The 14700-nt window shown below is 59.3% G+C and carries 17 protein-coding genes; 2 read left to right on the top strand and 15 right to left on the bottom strand.

The genetic code is table 11. The features are described from left to right. Positions 1-41 precede the first annotated feature (41 nt). The 3 genes from plsX to JK199_RS08800 all read right to left on the bottom strand — a co-directional run bounded on the left by plsX (position 42) and on the right by JK199_RS08800 (position 2142). On the bottom strand, positions 42-1148 hold the full coding sequence (gene plsX, locus JK199_RS08810) for a phosphate acyltransferase PlsX (RefSeq protein WP_077931421.1): 1107 nt from the start codon (positions 1146-1148) through the stop codon (positions 42-44). Positions 1149-1226: 78 nt separating this feature from the next. Then, positions 1227-1430, bottom strand: a complete 204-nt coding sequence (rpmF, locus tag JK199_RS08805) for a 50S ribosomal protein L32 (protein ID WP_025825885.1) — start codon at positions 1428-1430, stop codon at positions 1227-1229. A gap of 157 nt (positions 1431-1587) precedes the next feature. Further along, positions 1588-2142, bottom strand: coding sequence for a YceD family protein (locus JK199_RS08800; protein ID WP_212375303.1), 555 nt, complete (start codon positions 2140-2142; stop codon positions 1588-1590). Between the two features lie 226 nt (positions 2143-2368). Here JK199_RS08800 and JK199_RS08795 point away from each other — a divergent pair, with 226 nt between their 5' ends. Continuing rightward, positions 2369-2929, top strand: coding sequence for an outer membrane protein assembly factor BamE (locus tag JK199_RS08795; protein WP_077931420.1), 561 nt, complete (start codon positions 2369-2371; stop codon positions 2927-2929). A 47-nt stretch (positions 2930-2976) separates the two neighbouring features. On the opposite strand, the gene JK199_RS08790 is transcribed toward JK199_RS08795, so the two are convergent. The 5 genes from JK199_RS08790 to def are packed head-to-tail and all read right to left on the bottom strand — an operon-like array spanning position 2977 to position 6861. After that, complete coding sequence (locus JK199_RS08790; protein WP_212360598.1) at positions 2977-4356, bottom strand: sensor histidine kinase; 1380 nt, start codon at positions 4354-4356, stop codon at positions 2977-2979. Between the two features lie 24 nt (positions 4357-4380). Then, positions 4381-5112 carry a response regulator gene (locus JK199_RS08785; protein WP_025825878.1) on the bottom strand — a complete coding sequence of 244 codons (732 nt, stop codon included), beginning with the start codon at positions 5110-5112 and terminating at the stop codon, positions 4381-4383. Next, entirely contained in the window at positions 5102-5632 is a 531-nt protein-coding gene (locus tag JK199_RS08780; protein ID WP_025825876.1) for a MarR family winged helix-turn-helix transcriptional regulator, read from the bottom strand. Before JK199_RS08780 ends, JK199_RS08785 begins: the two co-directional genes overlap by 11 nt. 33 nt (positions 5633-5665) lie before the next feature. Next, entirely contained in the window at positions 5666-6334 is a 669-nt protein-coding gene (locus JK199_RS08775) for a ubiquinone biosynthesis protein COQ9 (RefSeq protein WP_212375301.1), read from the bottom strand. After that, positions 6331-6861, bottom strand: coding sequence for a peptide deformylase (def, locus tag JK199_RS08770; protein WP_212375299.1), 531 nt, complete (start codon positions 6859-6861; stop codon positions 6331-6333). The genes JK199_RS08775 and def overlap by 4 nt, the downstream gene beginning before the upstream one ends. A gap of 201 nt (positions 6862-7062) precedes the next feature. Here def and rpsU point away from each other — a divergent pair, with 201 nt between their 5' ends. Beyond that, positions 7063-7266, top strand: coding sequence for a 30S ribosomal protein S21 (gene rpsU, locus JK199_RS08765; protein WP_006557524.1), 204 nt, complete (start codon positions 7063-7065; stop codon positions 7264-7266). Between the two features lie 58 nt (positions 7267-7324). Here rpsU and JK199_RS08760 read toward each other — a convergent pair whose 3' ends face one another. The 7 genes from JK199_RS08760 to rimM form a co-directional block, all read right to left on the bottom strand. Beyond that, positions 7325-9469, bottom strand: a complete 2145-nt coding sequence (locus JK199_RS08760) for a prolyl oligopeptidase family serine peptidase (RefSeq protein ID WP_244985019.1) — start codon at positions 9467-9469, stop codon at positions 7325-7327. A 173-nt stretch (positions 9470-9642) separates the two neighbouring features. Further along, the gene (gene leuB, locus JK199_RS08755; RefSeq protein WP_212375297.1) at positions 9643-10758 is read right to left on the bottom strand and encodes a 3-isopropylmalate dehydrogenase; all 1116 of its coding nucleotides are present in this window, start codon (positions 10756-10758) and stop codon (positions 9643-9645) included. Between the two features lie 15 nt (positions 10759-10773). Next, on the bottom strand, positions 10774-11397 hold the full coding sequence (gene leuD, locus JK199_RS08750) for a 3-isopropylmalate dehydratase small subunit (protein ID WP_077931416.1): 624 nt from the start codon (positions 11395-11397) through the stop codon (positions 10774-10776). After that, entirely contained in the window at positions 11397-12800 is a 1404-nt protein-coding gene (leuC, locus tag JK199_RS08745) for a 3-isopropylmalate dehydratase large subunit (RefSeq protein ID WP_212375295.1), read from the bottom strand. The genes leuD and leuC overlap by 1 nt, the downstream gene beginning before the upstream one ends. Positions 12801-12980: 180 nt before the next feature. Continuing rightward, a complete protein-coding gene (rplS, locus tag JK199_RS08740) occupies positions 12981-13367 on the bottom strand; it encodes a 50S ribosomal protein L19 (RefSeq protein WP_025825863.1) in 387 nt (128 codons plus the stop codon). A 14-nt stretch (positions 13368-13381) separates the two neighbouring features. Further along, complete coding sequence (trmD, locus tag JK199_RS08735; RefSeq protein ID WP_212375292.1) at positions 13382-14134, bottom strand: tRNA (guanosine(37)-N1)-methyltransferase TrmD; 753 nt, start codon at positions 14132-14134, stop codon at positions 13382-13384. Next, positions 14131-14673: a ribosome maturation factor RimM gene (gene rimM / locus JK199_RS08730; protein ID WP_212375290.1), complete on the bottom strand. Its 543-nt coding sequence runs from the start codon at positions 14671-14673 to the stop codon at positions 14131-14133. Before rimM ends, trmD begins: the two co-directional genes overlap by 4 nt. Positions 14674-14700 lie beyond the last annotated feature (27 nt).

Below are 14700 nucleotides of genomic sequence, written 5' to 3'. Positions count from 1 at the left end.
CTCAGGACTGCCTGACATTCAGGCCCTGAACCCGTATCTGATCAGGAAGCCGTCGTCTCAGGCTCACGCTCAAGCGAGGCCTGCTGACGGGAAAGAAGCGCCCCCATATGGGTCAGGCGCTCACGAATACCATCATTAAATCCATGCGTGACCATATCCATGGCCACATCCACAGCCGCAGCAAATCCCTCGGCGTCTGTTCCGCCATGAGATTTGACCACAACGCCGTTCAGGCCGACAAAAACCGCACCGTTATAGCGGCGCGGGTCAAGCCATTCCTTCATGCGCTCAAGGCCGGGCCGGACAAGCAGATAGCCAATTTTGGAAATAATACCGCGATTGAAAACCTGCCGCAGCAGGGAGGACGCCATTTTCAGCGCACCTTCCCCGGTCTTGAGGGCCACATTCCCGGTGAAACCGTCCGTCACCACCACGTCGGTCGTGCCCGCCGTAATGTCGTGACCTTCAATAAAACCGTGGAACTGGGCCGCAAGCGGGCTTTCACGTAGCGCCTCGGACGCAACACGCAGCTTCTCATCACCTTTCAGCTCTTCCGAGCCGATGTTGAGAAGCCCGATGCTGGGTGCGGGCAGGCCGAGCACAGCCTTGGCAAAGGCCTCGCCCATCACGGCAAATTCAACCAGATTGCGCCAGTCGCACGCCACGTTGGCCCCAAGGTCCAGCATAACCACATCACCCTTGATTGTCGGACTGATGGCGGCCATGGCGGGCCGGGAAATGCCGGGCATGGTCTTAACGACGATTTTTGCCAGAGCAAGCATGGCGCCGCTGTTACCGGCAGAGACCACGCCTCTGGCGCGGCCACTTGCAACAGCATCCATCCCCAGACGCATGGAGGACCGACGCACCCGCAGGGCGGCGGTAGGCTTCATGTCCATAGGGATGGCCGCATCTGTATGCCAGATGGTGCAGATTGCTTCCGCTTTGGGATATTTCGCCAGAAGCGGACGCAGACGGGCTTCATCACCCGTCAGGAGCACGCGCATCCCGGGATGGCGATCAGCTGCGATGGCAAGCCCGGCAACGACCACGTCGGGAGCTCCGTCCCCCCCCATTCCATCAACAGCAAGGCTGAAAACCTCACTCTGTTCAGCGGGGGAATTCTCGGAAATCTCTCTATCGCTCATGCCTGCTTCTCTGCCATGCCGCAGATGCCTTACTCCCGTAACAACACATTACCTTATGGCAATGTGAGCCATCTGCCCTCAGGCGCGAACAGCGACTTTCAGTGCCTTGCCAGCCGCAATCACTTCACGGCCGTCATAATGGCCGCAGTGGCTGCAGATGTTGTGCGGGCGCTTCAGCTCACCACAGTTGGAGCATTCAGCATGAGCCTCCACACGCAGAGCCTGATGGCTGCGACGCATGCCACGACGTGAAGGCGAAGTTTTTCTTTTGGGTACAGCCATGGGACCGAGCCCCTCCAAACAGATCAAAGACTACCGGCACCGTGGACAATCCACACCACCGAAAGACAAAACAGGTTAATCACCAGATTGAGGGCGGCCTCTAGCAGAGAGCCGCCTCTTTCGCAAGCAAGAGCGCAATAAAACCTATCGCAGCACGTCAGCTATCTTTGCGGCGCAACCGTGCGAGATCGGCAAACGGATTCACTTTTTGCGTCGCAGCTTCCTGCGCGCCAAGCTTTTCCGCCTCTTCCTCACTTATGACAAGCCCTTCGGGCAGACTGGCGTCCGGAGCATGGGGATAGGGCTCAAGATCCAGTGCAAACTGCTCAACCGCAGCTTCCCCAAGGTCAATCGATTCCCCTTCATAGGGAATCTCGTCCAGAGCTTCCAGATCGGGTGCGGCACTTTCTTCAAAATGCTCCTCAGGCACAAACTGCACCGCAAAGGAGCCTGCCAGCATATCCTCAAACGGTTCCAGTGTGCGCACACACGTCTGTTTAAAACGCACCGCCAGCGCCCCGTGGGCGGACACAAGATCCCGCCGCCCCAGAGTGAGGGTATATTTGCAGCGGAACATGCTGATTTCAGGCAAACCCAGACGTCTGGCAATCTGCGCGCACTCGGCGGGCGTAGCCTCGACCGTAAGATCCAGCCCTGATGCGCCGATTCGACGCACGGCAACGGGGCGGGAAAATTCCGGCTTATGCGACATGGAAACCTCCTGAAACTCTGGCTTCTGGAAAAACAGACCGGCCTCCTGCTGCGGATTTACAGGAGCACCTTTCTGCAGGCCTAACATAAAGCGCCCCAAGCGCAATGATCAGCCTGAAAACCCGCCCTCTGCACAATTCAGGAATTGACGCACAGAGCCCGTTGGGGCATCCGACAGAGTAGGTCTTTCTCAGAGTGACCGCATAGATTTGGGGACGCCTTACCGCATGACACCGCACCGCAAGAAAAGTATGACGCGCTTCGGCACCGCCTGTGGGGCGCTGGCGGCTGCGTTCGTCATTTCCGGCTGCTCCGTGTTTGCACCCACTCCCGTGCCGCGCGGCTCCCTTATCGAGGCAGATGATTATAATCAGCTGACACCGGGTTCCAGCACCCGTGCGGATGCGGTCGATCTGCTGGGCTCCCCCACCACCAAGGGTGCCTTTGACGATAACACGTGGATTTACATTTCCATGACGACCTACATGCGGCCGCTGGATTTCCCCGGTATTGATAAGCAGCAGGTCGTTGTCCTGAAGTTTGACGGCGCAGGCACCCTGCAAAGCCTGCGGACCCTGAACCGTAAAGACAGCCGCTCTGTGGCCATGATCAGCAAGGTCACGCCGACACCGGGCACCAGCATCAACATTCTCCAGCAGATTCTGGGCAATGTGGGCCGTTACAACCCGATGCAGAATATGATGAATTCCAGCGGTGGCGGCACCGGCACGGGTATGATGGGCGGCAATAGCGGCCCGGGCCACTTCGGTGCGGGGAATACGCTCTAAACCGTTTTTTGGCTGAGCTCTATTCCTTCAGCCTCAGACCTCCTGCCCTAGGGCAGGATCAGTTTGACGCGCACCCCTCCGGCGGGCGAGGATTCGAGTTCCATATCGCCCCCGTGAGCCCGCACGATATCGCGTGAAATTGTCAGGCCCAGACCGGTGCCACCTCCACGGCCACTTTCAAAAGCCCGAAAGACGGACTCCCGCCGCTCCGGGCTGATACCCGGCCCGTCATCATCCACCAGAATACAGGCCCCTTCCTGCATCGCGTAGGCGGTGACCGCTATTGCTCCCCCATGCCTGCGGGCATTGTCCAGCAGGTTTGTCAGAGCGCGCTTCATGGCGTCCGGTCGCATATGGACATACAGACCCGGCTGCACGGTCACAGACTCAACCCGCGCCCCGGCCCGGCGGGCCGCTGTGACAACGTCCTCAATAAACGGCGCCATTTCCACCTGCTCCGGGTTTTCCGCGCCCTCGCCACGGGCGAAAGACAGATAGCTGCCGATCATGTGTTCCATCTCGGCAACATCACCGATCATATCATCCACTTCCTGACTCAGCTCTTCGCCTTTGACCGTGCCGCTGCGGGGCATCATGGCCAGAGAAAGGCGCAGGCGGGTCAGAGGCGTGCGTAAGTCGTGCGAGACCCCGGCCAGCACGCCGGTCCGCTGGGAGACAAAGCGGTAAATCCGGTCCTGCATGCGGTTGAACGCCACAGCCGCCTTCCGCACCTCCTGCGCGCCTTCCAGCTTGATAGGACCAATATCCCGCCCCAGCCCGAACTGTTCAGCAGCGCGCGCCAGACGGCGGATAGCCCGCACCTGATTGCGCATGAACAGACTAGCCACCACAAACAGCAGAATGGAACTACTCAGCGCCCAGCCGACAAACAGCCAGATCTGCCCCACATCCAGCCGCTTGCGGGGGGCATCCACATCCAGCACCCCGTCCGGCAACTGGATGGAAATTTTCACGGTATGCGGGTCCACCTTCCAGTTCACAAAGAACGGATAATCAATGGCGGTATCCAGCGCGTGCGCCAGATCATCATCCATCGGCCCGGTAATGTGGTTAAACCCAAAACGCCGCAGACGGGCTCCAGGATGCCATGTTTCCACCAGTTGCAGATGGTCCCGCGCCTGCGCCACAAACCAGTCCTTGTCACTCCGCTTTTGCAGATGTTCCAGCGCGTTGAGAGACAAAACAATATCGGCCGTCACACTGTCTGACAGCCGACGGGAGACAACCCGGAGAAAGTTTCCGTAAAACAGTTCCAGCGAGATGGCCTGCGTAATCAGCAACGGCATCAGGACAATCAGCAGAGAGCGCCCCAACATGGAGCGGGGCAGCACCCGCCGCACGGATTTTTCCACACCACGGGACCTGAGCACCCCTGAGGGAAAAAGTTTGAGTGCGCGCCGTTTCATCGCGGCATCACTGACAAAAATATGTCACTGCACACCGGGCTTGAGCACGTAACCGCGCCCGCGAATGGTGTGCAGAAAACGCGGCTCACGCGGGTCCGGCTCAATCCGCCGGCGCAGGCGCGTAACCTGCACATCCACGGCACGCTCGCCAATTTCCGCCATATCCAGCGCACGAGCAATTTCCTCGCGGGAGAAAACCTCGTTCGGGTGACGCGCCAGAACAGACAGAAGAGCCGCCTCCCCCCCTGTCAGATGCACATTCCCCTCCGGGCCGGACAACAAGGCGCGGACAGGATCAAACTCTTTCTCCCCCAAACGGATAATACGCAGATTGTCCGCGGCGGGTGCGGGCGTCAGACGACGCAGATGCGCCTTGAGCCGCAACAGCAATTCCCGTGGTTCAAATGGCTTCCCCAGATAATCATCCGCGCCCGCTTCCAGACCAGAAATCCGGTCAGCGGGTTCACCACGCGCCGTCAGCAGCACAATGGGCAGATCCTGCCCGGCATCCCGCAAGGCGCGCGTCAGTTCCAGTCCGTTTTCACCCGGCATGGTAACGTCCAGCACCATGGCGTCCGGCTGAATCCCCTGTAAGGCCTGCCGGGCCTCCGCCGCACTGGCCGCAACGCTGATGCGGAACCCCTGTTCAGACAGATAGCGTTGCAGCAGACGCCTCAGGCGCGGATCATCATCCACCACAATGACATGGGGGGCCGTTCCTTCTTCCGGGACACTCTCACGGTGACTAAGTTCCATTGCGTCCCTTTCTTCGTCCGGCGGCGTCATCCGCCATCATGGCGCGGCTGCTTTCAGAAAGCATTCCGTGCATCACACGCCGAAACCCTTCCACCGCGGCCCCTCCAGCTTCCCGATAGGCCGCACTCAGGCGCTGGCGCACAACGGCAAACAGACGGGCCTCCACAGCCTGCCCTTCTTTACTGAGCCGCAACAACCTTTGTCGTCTGTCCCGCAGCCCGGTTTCACTGTCCAGATAGCCACGGTCCTGCAATTCGCCGAGCGTCCGGCCCAGACTTTGCTTGGTAACACCCAATGTGTCCTGAAGGCGGCTGACCGGAATACCGGGGCTGAACGCCAGCACCTGCAAAACCCGATAATGCGCGCTTCCCAGTTTTTCTTCTGTCAGAATCGGTTCAAGGGCAGCCGCCATATCGCGCCCTGCCAGAAACATCATGGTCTGAGCCAGTCTGAGTTGCTCTTCCCGCAGAAAGAGCAGCCCGGCACCGGCCTCATCATGTGGGCGATATCCTGATGTCATCAGCGTCTGCCGCCTTGCTGCACGCGCCGCGCCTCAGACTGGAGCCGGACGCACAGGGGCCTTTCTGCCGCTCAGGCGTGCGCGAAGTTGCCCAAGACGCAGCACACCAGCCAGCCGGCGATCAATAAAGGCCGCAAGAGCGGCCTCATCCTGCCCGCGCGCCAGCCAGTAGAGCAGAGTCGCCCCATAGACCGCCCCGAGCGTGAGCCGTTTGGTCACATACGTCATGCCCGAGGACTCATCCTGCGCCGCCTGCCAGATGGCATTGACGGTGCGCATCAGGGAACGCCGCAACGCGCCGCGTGCACAGGGTGTCGCCAGCGTGGCAAATCCGCTTCTGGCTCCGGCCCGCATGGCCTGATCCACCGGCAGACGCAGCAGAAGGGCCTGCCGAACACGGTGGCTCAGGCGGGGCTCCGCAGTCTCCTGCATAGCAACAACCATCTCCCGGTCACACAGGTCTGACCAGGCCTCGACCATTTCCACCGGCCCACCGGGGAACAGCAGGTCTGCCTCCGGCCCGGCAACATCCCGCAGAACCTGCACACTCCACCCGCGCTGCCCGGCAACAGCAGCCAGTTTGCGCAGCGCCGTATCCCGCACGGCATCCCGCTCAACAGGGAATGGCATACTGCCCGTTGCCAGCCCGGCTACAGCCAGAGAAACTGCCTGCTCGACCCTGCCCCATCCTGTGGTGGTCATGTCCGCACTCCGTATCGCGTTACCTCGGCATCAAATCCGAGCTTTCCAAGATCATCCATTCGCATGGGATAAAGAATCCCGTCCAGATGATCCATTTCATGCTGCATGACATTTGCTCTGAAGCCTGAGGCTACGCCTTGCACCGGCTTGCCTTTCTGATCATATCCCGCATAGCGGACCCGCCTGTAGCGCGGAACTTCCCCCCGCAGGCCGGGAATGGACAGGCACCCTTCCAGACGCGGCACCTGCTCTTCCCCCACGGGTTCCAGCACCGGGTTGATCAGCACCTGTACGTCGCAGGATGGGTCATCCTCTCCCTCACTCCGGCTTTCCGGCACAAAATACAGGAAAACCCTTTTTGAAACATGGACTTGAGGCGCCGCAAGCCCGACACCCCCGGCATCCTTCAGTGTTTCCATCATATCCTGAATCAGAGATGTGATCTCCGGCGCGGTGACGTCCGCAACGTCCTCCGCCCGTCTGAGCAGAACCGGGTGCCCCATCCGGGCAATTTTCAAAATAGCCATACCAGCCTCCTTACAGCCCTGTTCAGCCCTCACAAGAGTTTGTTGCCTGGAAGCAAGAACGAATTGTGTCTTTCTGCAAGCCCGTGCTATAGACGCCGCCAATAGAGGAATCGGTGGCACGGAAGTGCTGAACCGAGTCTTTTCCATATCACGTCAAAACCGGGGTTATCCGGGTTTTCTGAAACAGGGGTTAGTGGCCAAGTGCACGTTCTCGTCCGTGACAACAATGTCGATCAGGCTCTCAAAGCGCTCAAGAAAAAAATGCAGCGTGAAGGCATCTTCCGTGAAATGAAGCTGCGTCGTCATTTCGAAAAGCCTTCCGAGCGTAAAGCACGTGAGTCTGCTGAGGCTGTGCGCCGCGCCCGTAAAATGGAACGCAAGCGTCTCGAGCGCGAAGGCTTCTAAAGCTTCCGCACACAGAACGCTAAAAAGGGCGGGACACGTAGTGTGTCCCGCCCTTTTTTTATTCCTTGTCCATCAGACGATGAGACAGATAGACCGCTTCCAGCGCCCGCTCATGCGCAACTTCCGGCGCGTTCACCGTTCCGGAATGGCCACCTTCAATATCTTCATAATAGAAGAAGGGCTTCCCCATTGTCTCAAGCCGCGCAGCAAAGCGGCGCGCATGGACGGGGCCAACGCGGTCATCACTGGTGGCTGTAAAGATAAACGGTTCCGGATAGGAAATACCCGCTTTCAGATTCTGCACCGGAGAAATGGACCGCAGGAAATCGGCTTCTGCCGGGACGGACATAGACCCATATTCCGCAGCCCATGAAGCCCCGGCAGACATGGTTTCAAAATGCTCCATATCCAGCAGCGGCACACCGATAATCACGGCATTCCACAGGTCCGGATGCTGCGTCATCTGCACCCCGGACAACAGGCCACCATTGGAACGCCCGCGAATCCCCAGATAACGCGGTGAGGTAATCTTGCGGCTGATCAGATCACGCCCGACGGAGGCGAAGTCATCATAGACTTTCTGTCTGCCTGATTTACGGCCTGCCTCATGCCATGCGGGGCCGAACTCCCCGCCACCGCGAATATTCGCCACCACATACACACCGCCACGCTCCAGCCAGAGCTGGCCAATTTCCGGCGCGTAAAGCGGGGTGTAAGAGACCTGAAAGCCGCCATAGGCTGTCAGCAAAGTCGGATTGGCACCATTCAGCTTTATGTCACGCCGATGCACGATGAAATACGGAATCCGGGTACCATCCGTGGAAGTCGCCCAGAACTGCTCCGTAACCAGATTATCCGTTTTGAACCGCGCCGGAGCGGATTTGACCTTGCGCGGCTGCCCCTTCCCCTCAAGCAGCCAGAGCTGAGACGGCTCCAGATACCCTTCCACACTCAGGAACGCTGTGTCCGATGCGTGATCCGTATCGACAATATGGATGGAGGTCATATCCGGCAGCGCAAGCGGCGTTGCCTGCCATGGCTGACCAGCCTGCGGCGCGGTAAAGCGCATTGCCCGCCCACGCACGTTATCAAACAGGCTCACAACCACGGTGTTTTTCGTAACACCCACCTGATCAATGGACTGAGACGCACCGGGAGTGAAAATGACCTGCACATCCCGCTCCGCTGCGGCCGGGTCAACGGACAACAGGCTCCCCGCCGGAATTGCAGCCTGCCCGGCCGGGTGCCAGTCTTCCTCCACAGAGACGATCAGGCGCCCTTTGAGCATCCCCTGAATTTCGCTTTTTGCTGGCAGCGCAAGCCAGCGCAGGCTTTTGCCGCCCTCCACCACAGCATAACGGGTTTCAAAGAAGTTCACGTTCCGCTGGATCAGCACAAGCTGGTGCCCGTCTCCATCTGTCAGCGCCATCGGCATGACCGCCATATCAGAAGGCTCGCCGCGATAAAGCTCTGCCTCCTGCCCGGCCGCCGTACCCCGTACCATGGTTTTCACCACATACGGATAGCCTGACGGCGTCAGCGTTGTGCCTTTTCCATCCCAGTCACGCGCCAGCAAAATCGTATTGGCATCGACCCATGCCGCGGTCTGCTTGGAACGGGAGAATACAAAACCATCCGGCACAAACTGGCTGGTTTTTGTGTTGAACTCCCTCAGCGTCTCAGCATCTTCCCCACCATTGGACAACGCCACAAGGCAGTGCTCATCCGCAGGAGCAAGGCAATTTGCTCCTTTAAAGACCCAGTTGATACCATCCTGTTTTGCCAGAGCATCCACATCCAGACGCACGGTCCAGTCCGGTGTTTTTTTCAGGTAAGAGGCCTGAGTGGCCTCCCGCCAGATCCCATGCGGATGGGCTGCATCCTGCCAGAAATTCCAGACAGCCCCACCCATGAGAGACGGCATGGCGAGACGGTCCGGCGCCTGAAGGCCAGACAGAACGGTCTTGTAAAATCCGGCGTAACGCGGGTCTTTTTCCAGCGTGCTGGTGGTGTGCAAGTTCTGGGCCCGCACCCATGCCATGGCTTGCGCACCATGAATATCATCCAGAAACGCTATAGTTGTATTGGCTGTAATGACCGGCGCGGCACCGGCGGCAGCCGTCTGTGCCAGCCCGCTTTGTGCGGCCTCTGCCATGAGCAGCGCCGAGGCAGCCCCTGCTAGCAGTAAACGTTTCAAACGCATTCTTACTGTTCCCGGAAAAATCTGATGGATCATACAGACTGTTTTTTCACCGTATTGAAAAACAGTCTACCCACCGGCCCAACAAATTGGAGCAAACAAAAAAAGCCCCCGGCGTTCTCACACCGGGGGCCGTTTTTTTTCAGGCCGCACAGCAGCCACCTGAAAAGAAAACCTTATTTCTGGAGTTTATCCAGCTCACGGACAATGGCTTCACCCATCACGGATGTACCAACGCGCGCCATGCCGTCGCTCATGATATCCGCTGTCCGCAACCCGCTTTCCAGCACGTGAGAGACAGCCTCTTCCACCATCTTCGCTTCTTCCTGAAGGTTGAGCGAATAGCGCAGAAGCATAGCAAAGGAGAGGATCTGCGCGATCGGGTTAGCAATACCCTGCCCGGCGATATCCGGCGCACTGCCATGGATCGGCTCGTACAGGGCCGCACATTTGCCGTTAGACTGCACCGCACCCAGCGTGGCGGACGGCAGCATACCGAGGCTGCCTGTCAGCATAGAGGCCAGATCGGACAGAATGTCTCCAAACAGGTTGCCGGTGACAATCACGTCAAACTGGCGCGGGTTACGCACCAGCTGCATGGCGCAGTTATCGGCCAGCATATGCGTGAGTTTGACGTCAGAAAATTCACGCGCATGGAGGTCAGTCACAACCTCTTTCCACAGCAGACCGCTTTCCATCACGTTGCATTTTTCAACGGAACAGACATGGCCAGAGCGCTTGCGGGCCATTTCAAACGCCACGCGCACCACGCGCTCGATTTCCGGCGTTGTGTAGACTTCCGTGTTGATACCGCGACGGGTGCCGTCCGGCAGGGTTTCAATCCCGCGCGGGTCCCCAAAATAAATGCCGCCGACTGTCTCACGCACAATCATGATATCCAGTCCGCGCACCACATCGGGCTTCAGCGTGCTGGCATCCACAAGCGCGTCAAACACCTTGGCCGGACGAAGGTTAGCAAACAGCTCCAGCTCCTGCCGGAGTTTGAGAATGGCGACTTCCGGCCGCTTTTCAAAACCAACATGCCCCCAGCGCGGGTCTCCCACGGAGCCAAACAGAACCGCATCCGCCGCGCGGGCTTTTTCAATCACCTCATTCCGGATCGGTTCGCCATATTCCGCAAGAGACGCGCCACCAACCAGATCTTCCGTGATGTCAAACGCAAGGCCACGGTTCTTTTCCAGCCATGTGATAACGCGGCCAACTTCCCGCATCACTTCCGGCCCGATACCATCCCCGGGCAGAACAAGCAGTTTTGCAGGCTGTGCAGTCATGGTTTTTCCCATTCTTCAATCAAGGGTGATTGAAGGCATCCAGGGACGTTCCCCGGCAACCTTCTGTTCAAAGGACTTAATTTCAGTCTCGTGCTGAAGTGTCTGGCCAATATCATCCAGCCCCTCAAGCAGCATGTGCTTGCGGAACGGATCAATTTCAAACGGCACTTCCTCACCATCCGGGCGGATCACGACCTGCCGGGGCAGATCAATGGTCAGCCGGGCATTGCTGCCCATGGTGGAGTCCGACATGAGCTGATCACAGATTTCACGCGGGAGGCGGATCGGCAGGATGCCGTTCTTAAAGCAGTTATTGAAGAAAATATCCGCAAAAGACGGTGCAATCACGCAGCGGATCCCAAAATCCAGCAACGCCCAGGGCGCGTGCTCACGGGAAGACCCGCAGCCGAGATTGTCATATGTGACCAGAATCTCTGCTTTCCGCCAGGGCTCCTTATTCAGGATAAAATCCGGATTTTCAGACCCGTCCGGGCGATAGCGCATACTGTCAAACGCATATTTCCCCAGACCCGTGCGCTGCGTGGTTTTCAGGAAGCGGGCCGGAATGATCTTGTCCGTATCAATGTTGTCTTCCGGCAGAGCGGCAGCAACAGCAGACAGGGTTGTAAATTTTTCCATCAGACCAGTTCCCTCGCATCCGTCAGGCAGCCCGTGACCGCCGCAGCAGCCGCCATGGCGGGGGACAGCAGATGCGTCCGCCCACCCGGCCCCTGACGTCCTTCAAAATTACGGTTGGAGGTGGACGCACAGCGCTGCCCCGGCGTCAGTCTGTCCGGGTTCATCCCCAGACACATGGAGCACCCGGCCTCACGCCATTCAAAACCGGCATCCAGAAAGACTTTGTCCAGACCTTCTTCTTCCGCCTGCATTTTGACCAGCCCGGAACCCGGTACAATCATGGCGCGCACGCCGTCCGCCACCTTCCGGCCTGCGGCAATCTGAGCCGCAGCGCGCAGGTCTTCAATCCGGCTGTTGGTGCAGGAGCCGATAAACACCACATCCACCGGCGTGCCCGCAATTTTCTGCCCGGCCTCAAGCCCCATATAATCCAGCATACGCTGCATCTGCGCACGTTTTGACTCGTCCGCTTCCTGTGCAGGGTCCGGCACCGTGCCGGTAATGGGCAGAACGGTTTCCGGGCTGGTGCCCCATGTCAGGCTGGGAGCGATATCCTCAGCGCGCAGAGAAACTTCCTTATCAAAATGCGCGCCATCGTCCGTTGCCAGTGTGCGCCAGAAAGCGACGGCTTTCTCAAAGTCCTCGCCCTTGGGGGCAAACGGACGGTTGCGCACATAGTCAAACGTCGTGTCATCCGGGGCGACAAGCCCGGCACGCGCCCCAGCCTCGATGGACATGTTGCAGATGGTCATACGGCCAGCCATGTCCAGCCCCCGGATGGCCGAGCCTGCAAACTCGATCACATGCCCGGTGCCGCCTGCGGTGCCGACATGCCCGATAATCGCCAGCATGACATCCTTGGCGGACACACCCGGAGCAAGCTGCCCTTCCACCGTCACACGCATGTTCTTGGCAGGCCGTTGCAGGATGGTCTGGGTTGCCATCACATGCTCGACTTCAGACGTGCCGATACCGAACGCCAGAGACCCCATGGCACCATGCGTGGACGTATGGGAATCCCCGCACACAATGGTCATGCCCGGCAGAGAAATCCCCTGCTCTGGCCCGACCACATGCACAATGCCCTGAGAGGCAGAGAGCAGCGGGAAATACGGAACCCCGAATTCCTTCACATTCCGCTCCAGCGTTTCAATCTGGTTGCGACTTTCCGGCTCTTCAATGGGTTTGGTGCGGTCAGACGTGGGAACGTTGTGATCCACTACAGCCATCGTCATTTCAGGGTGACGCAGCTTACGCCCGGCCAGACGCAGGCCTTCAAACGCCTGCGGGCTTGTCACTTCATGCAGAAGGTGACGGTCAATATAAAGGATAGAGGTGCCATCCGGCAAAGTTTCGACAACGTGGTGGTCCCAGATCTTGTCGAATAACGTACGCGGCGCCATGGCCCTCCCCTTTCATGGAACGGCACGGACTCGCGCAGATCAGCCTGAACTCAGCCCTGGTCCAACAGACGAAAAACCCGCGCCTTCATCTTCTCAGCACCCAAAAACCCGGCGGGCCGAAGCCCAACCGGGTTTTGCGGTAAAGCAGGCCGCCCAGAGGCCGCCTGCTGCAACGTGATTTTAGCCAGCAGCTGCCGGTGCTGCAACGTCACGCGGACGTTCAGCAATACGAGCGGACTTACCGCTACGGCCACGCAGATAATACAGTTTTGCACGACGCACTTTACCGCGACGCACAACCTTGATTTCCGCAATGGTCGGCGCATAAAGCGGGAACACACGTTCCACGCCTTCACCATTGGAGATCTTGCGCACGGTGAAGTTGCTGTTCAGGCCCTTGTTGGAACGGGCAATCACAACACCTTCAAAAGCCTGAAGACGCTTGCGCTCACCTTCAACAACCTGCACGGACACGCGGAGCGTATCACCGGCTGCAAATTCCGGCACGGCGCGAGCAGCTGTCAGACGTTCGATTTCTGCAGCTTCATACTGCTGAATAATGTTCATTTCGGTATCCTTCCTCAAACCCCTGTTGGGTCTGTCTGCCCGTTTTTCCCGTTGGCAGCAGCCCCGTTTTTCTCCCTGCGAGCCAGCCAGGCAGACCACATGTCCGGCCGTCTTTCCCGCGTGATTTCTTCCGCCTGCGTCTGGCGCCACGCAGCAATTGCCGCGTGATTTCCTGACAGCAGGACTTCAGGCACGTTCTGACCATCCCATACGGCGGGACGGGTATAGTGCGGATACTCCAGCAGGCCTTCGGAAAAACTTTCCTCAACCCCGCTTTCCTCACACCCCATCACGCCGGGCAGCAGCCGGATGCAGGCATCCAGCAGCACAAGGGCGGCTGTCTCTCCACCGGACAGAACATAGTCTCCAATGGAAACCTGCTCGATCTTCCGGCTTTCCAGCACGCGTTCATCCACGCCTTCAAACCGGCCGCACAACAGTACGAGACCCAGCCCCTGTGCGTAACGCTGCACGTCCTGCTGGCGGAGCGGGCGGCCACGCGGTGTGAGAAACACACGCGGCACATCCACCGGAACCTGCGTGGCTGCCAGAGCGGCATCCACCACGTCCGGGCGGATGACCATGCCTGCGCCCCCACCAAACGGGGAATCATCCACCGCCCGATGCCGGCCCAGACCATGCTCCCGCATATCCTGCGCAGTGCAGGACCACACACCATTTTCCAGCGCGCGACCCGCCAGAGAAAGCCCCAGCGGACCGGGAAACATCTCCGGAAACAGCGTCAGCACCGTTGCCTGCCAGCTCATGCCGCAGGCCCCGCCGCTTTTACTGCCCCCACACCGCGCCCTTCCTCACCAGAGACCTCAACGGGACGCACGATGGTCACCACACGCCCTTTCAGATCAATCTCCGGCACGCAGGCACGGGTGAACGGCACCAGCACGCCCCCGGTCAGCTCCAGACTGGCGCCACCCCCGTAATCATGCACCATGACAACCTGCCCCAGAGAGCAGTCGCCTTCCCGCGCCTCCATGCCGATCAGATCAGCATGGTAGAATTCTTCTTCCTCAGGCTCGGGCAGCGCGTCACGCGGCACGAAAAGACGGGTATTGACCAGCGCCTGTGCCGCAGTCCGGTCGGCCAGTGGCGTGCCCTGCGCATCACGCAGTTCCGCCACACCGTCCGCCCCGCGCCAGCGCAGAGACCATTCCCGCCCCTTATCATCCACCAGAACCCTGTAGGCTTCCAGCGCGGACGCATCGGCTGCGTGGCTGTGCACATGCACAAGCCCGCGCACGCCATGCGGCCTGCCAACAACGCCTATCTGGATAAGGTCTGCGCGCATGATCCGGTCAGCTTAGCTCGCTCTGGC

Origin of the sequence: Acetobacter persici, assembly GCF_018256955.1 — a bacterium.
Classification (GTDB): Bacteria; Pseudomonadota; Alphaproteobacteria; order Acetobacterales; family Acetobacteraceae; genus Acetobacter; species Acetobacter persici.
The sequence above is the reverse complement of the archived record's forward strand: the minus strand, read 5'-3'. Positions and strand labels throughout refer to the sequence as shown.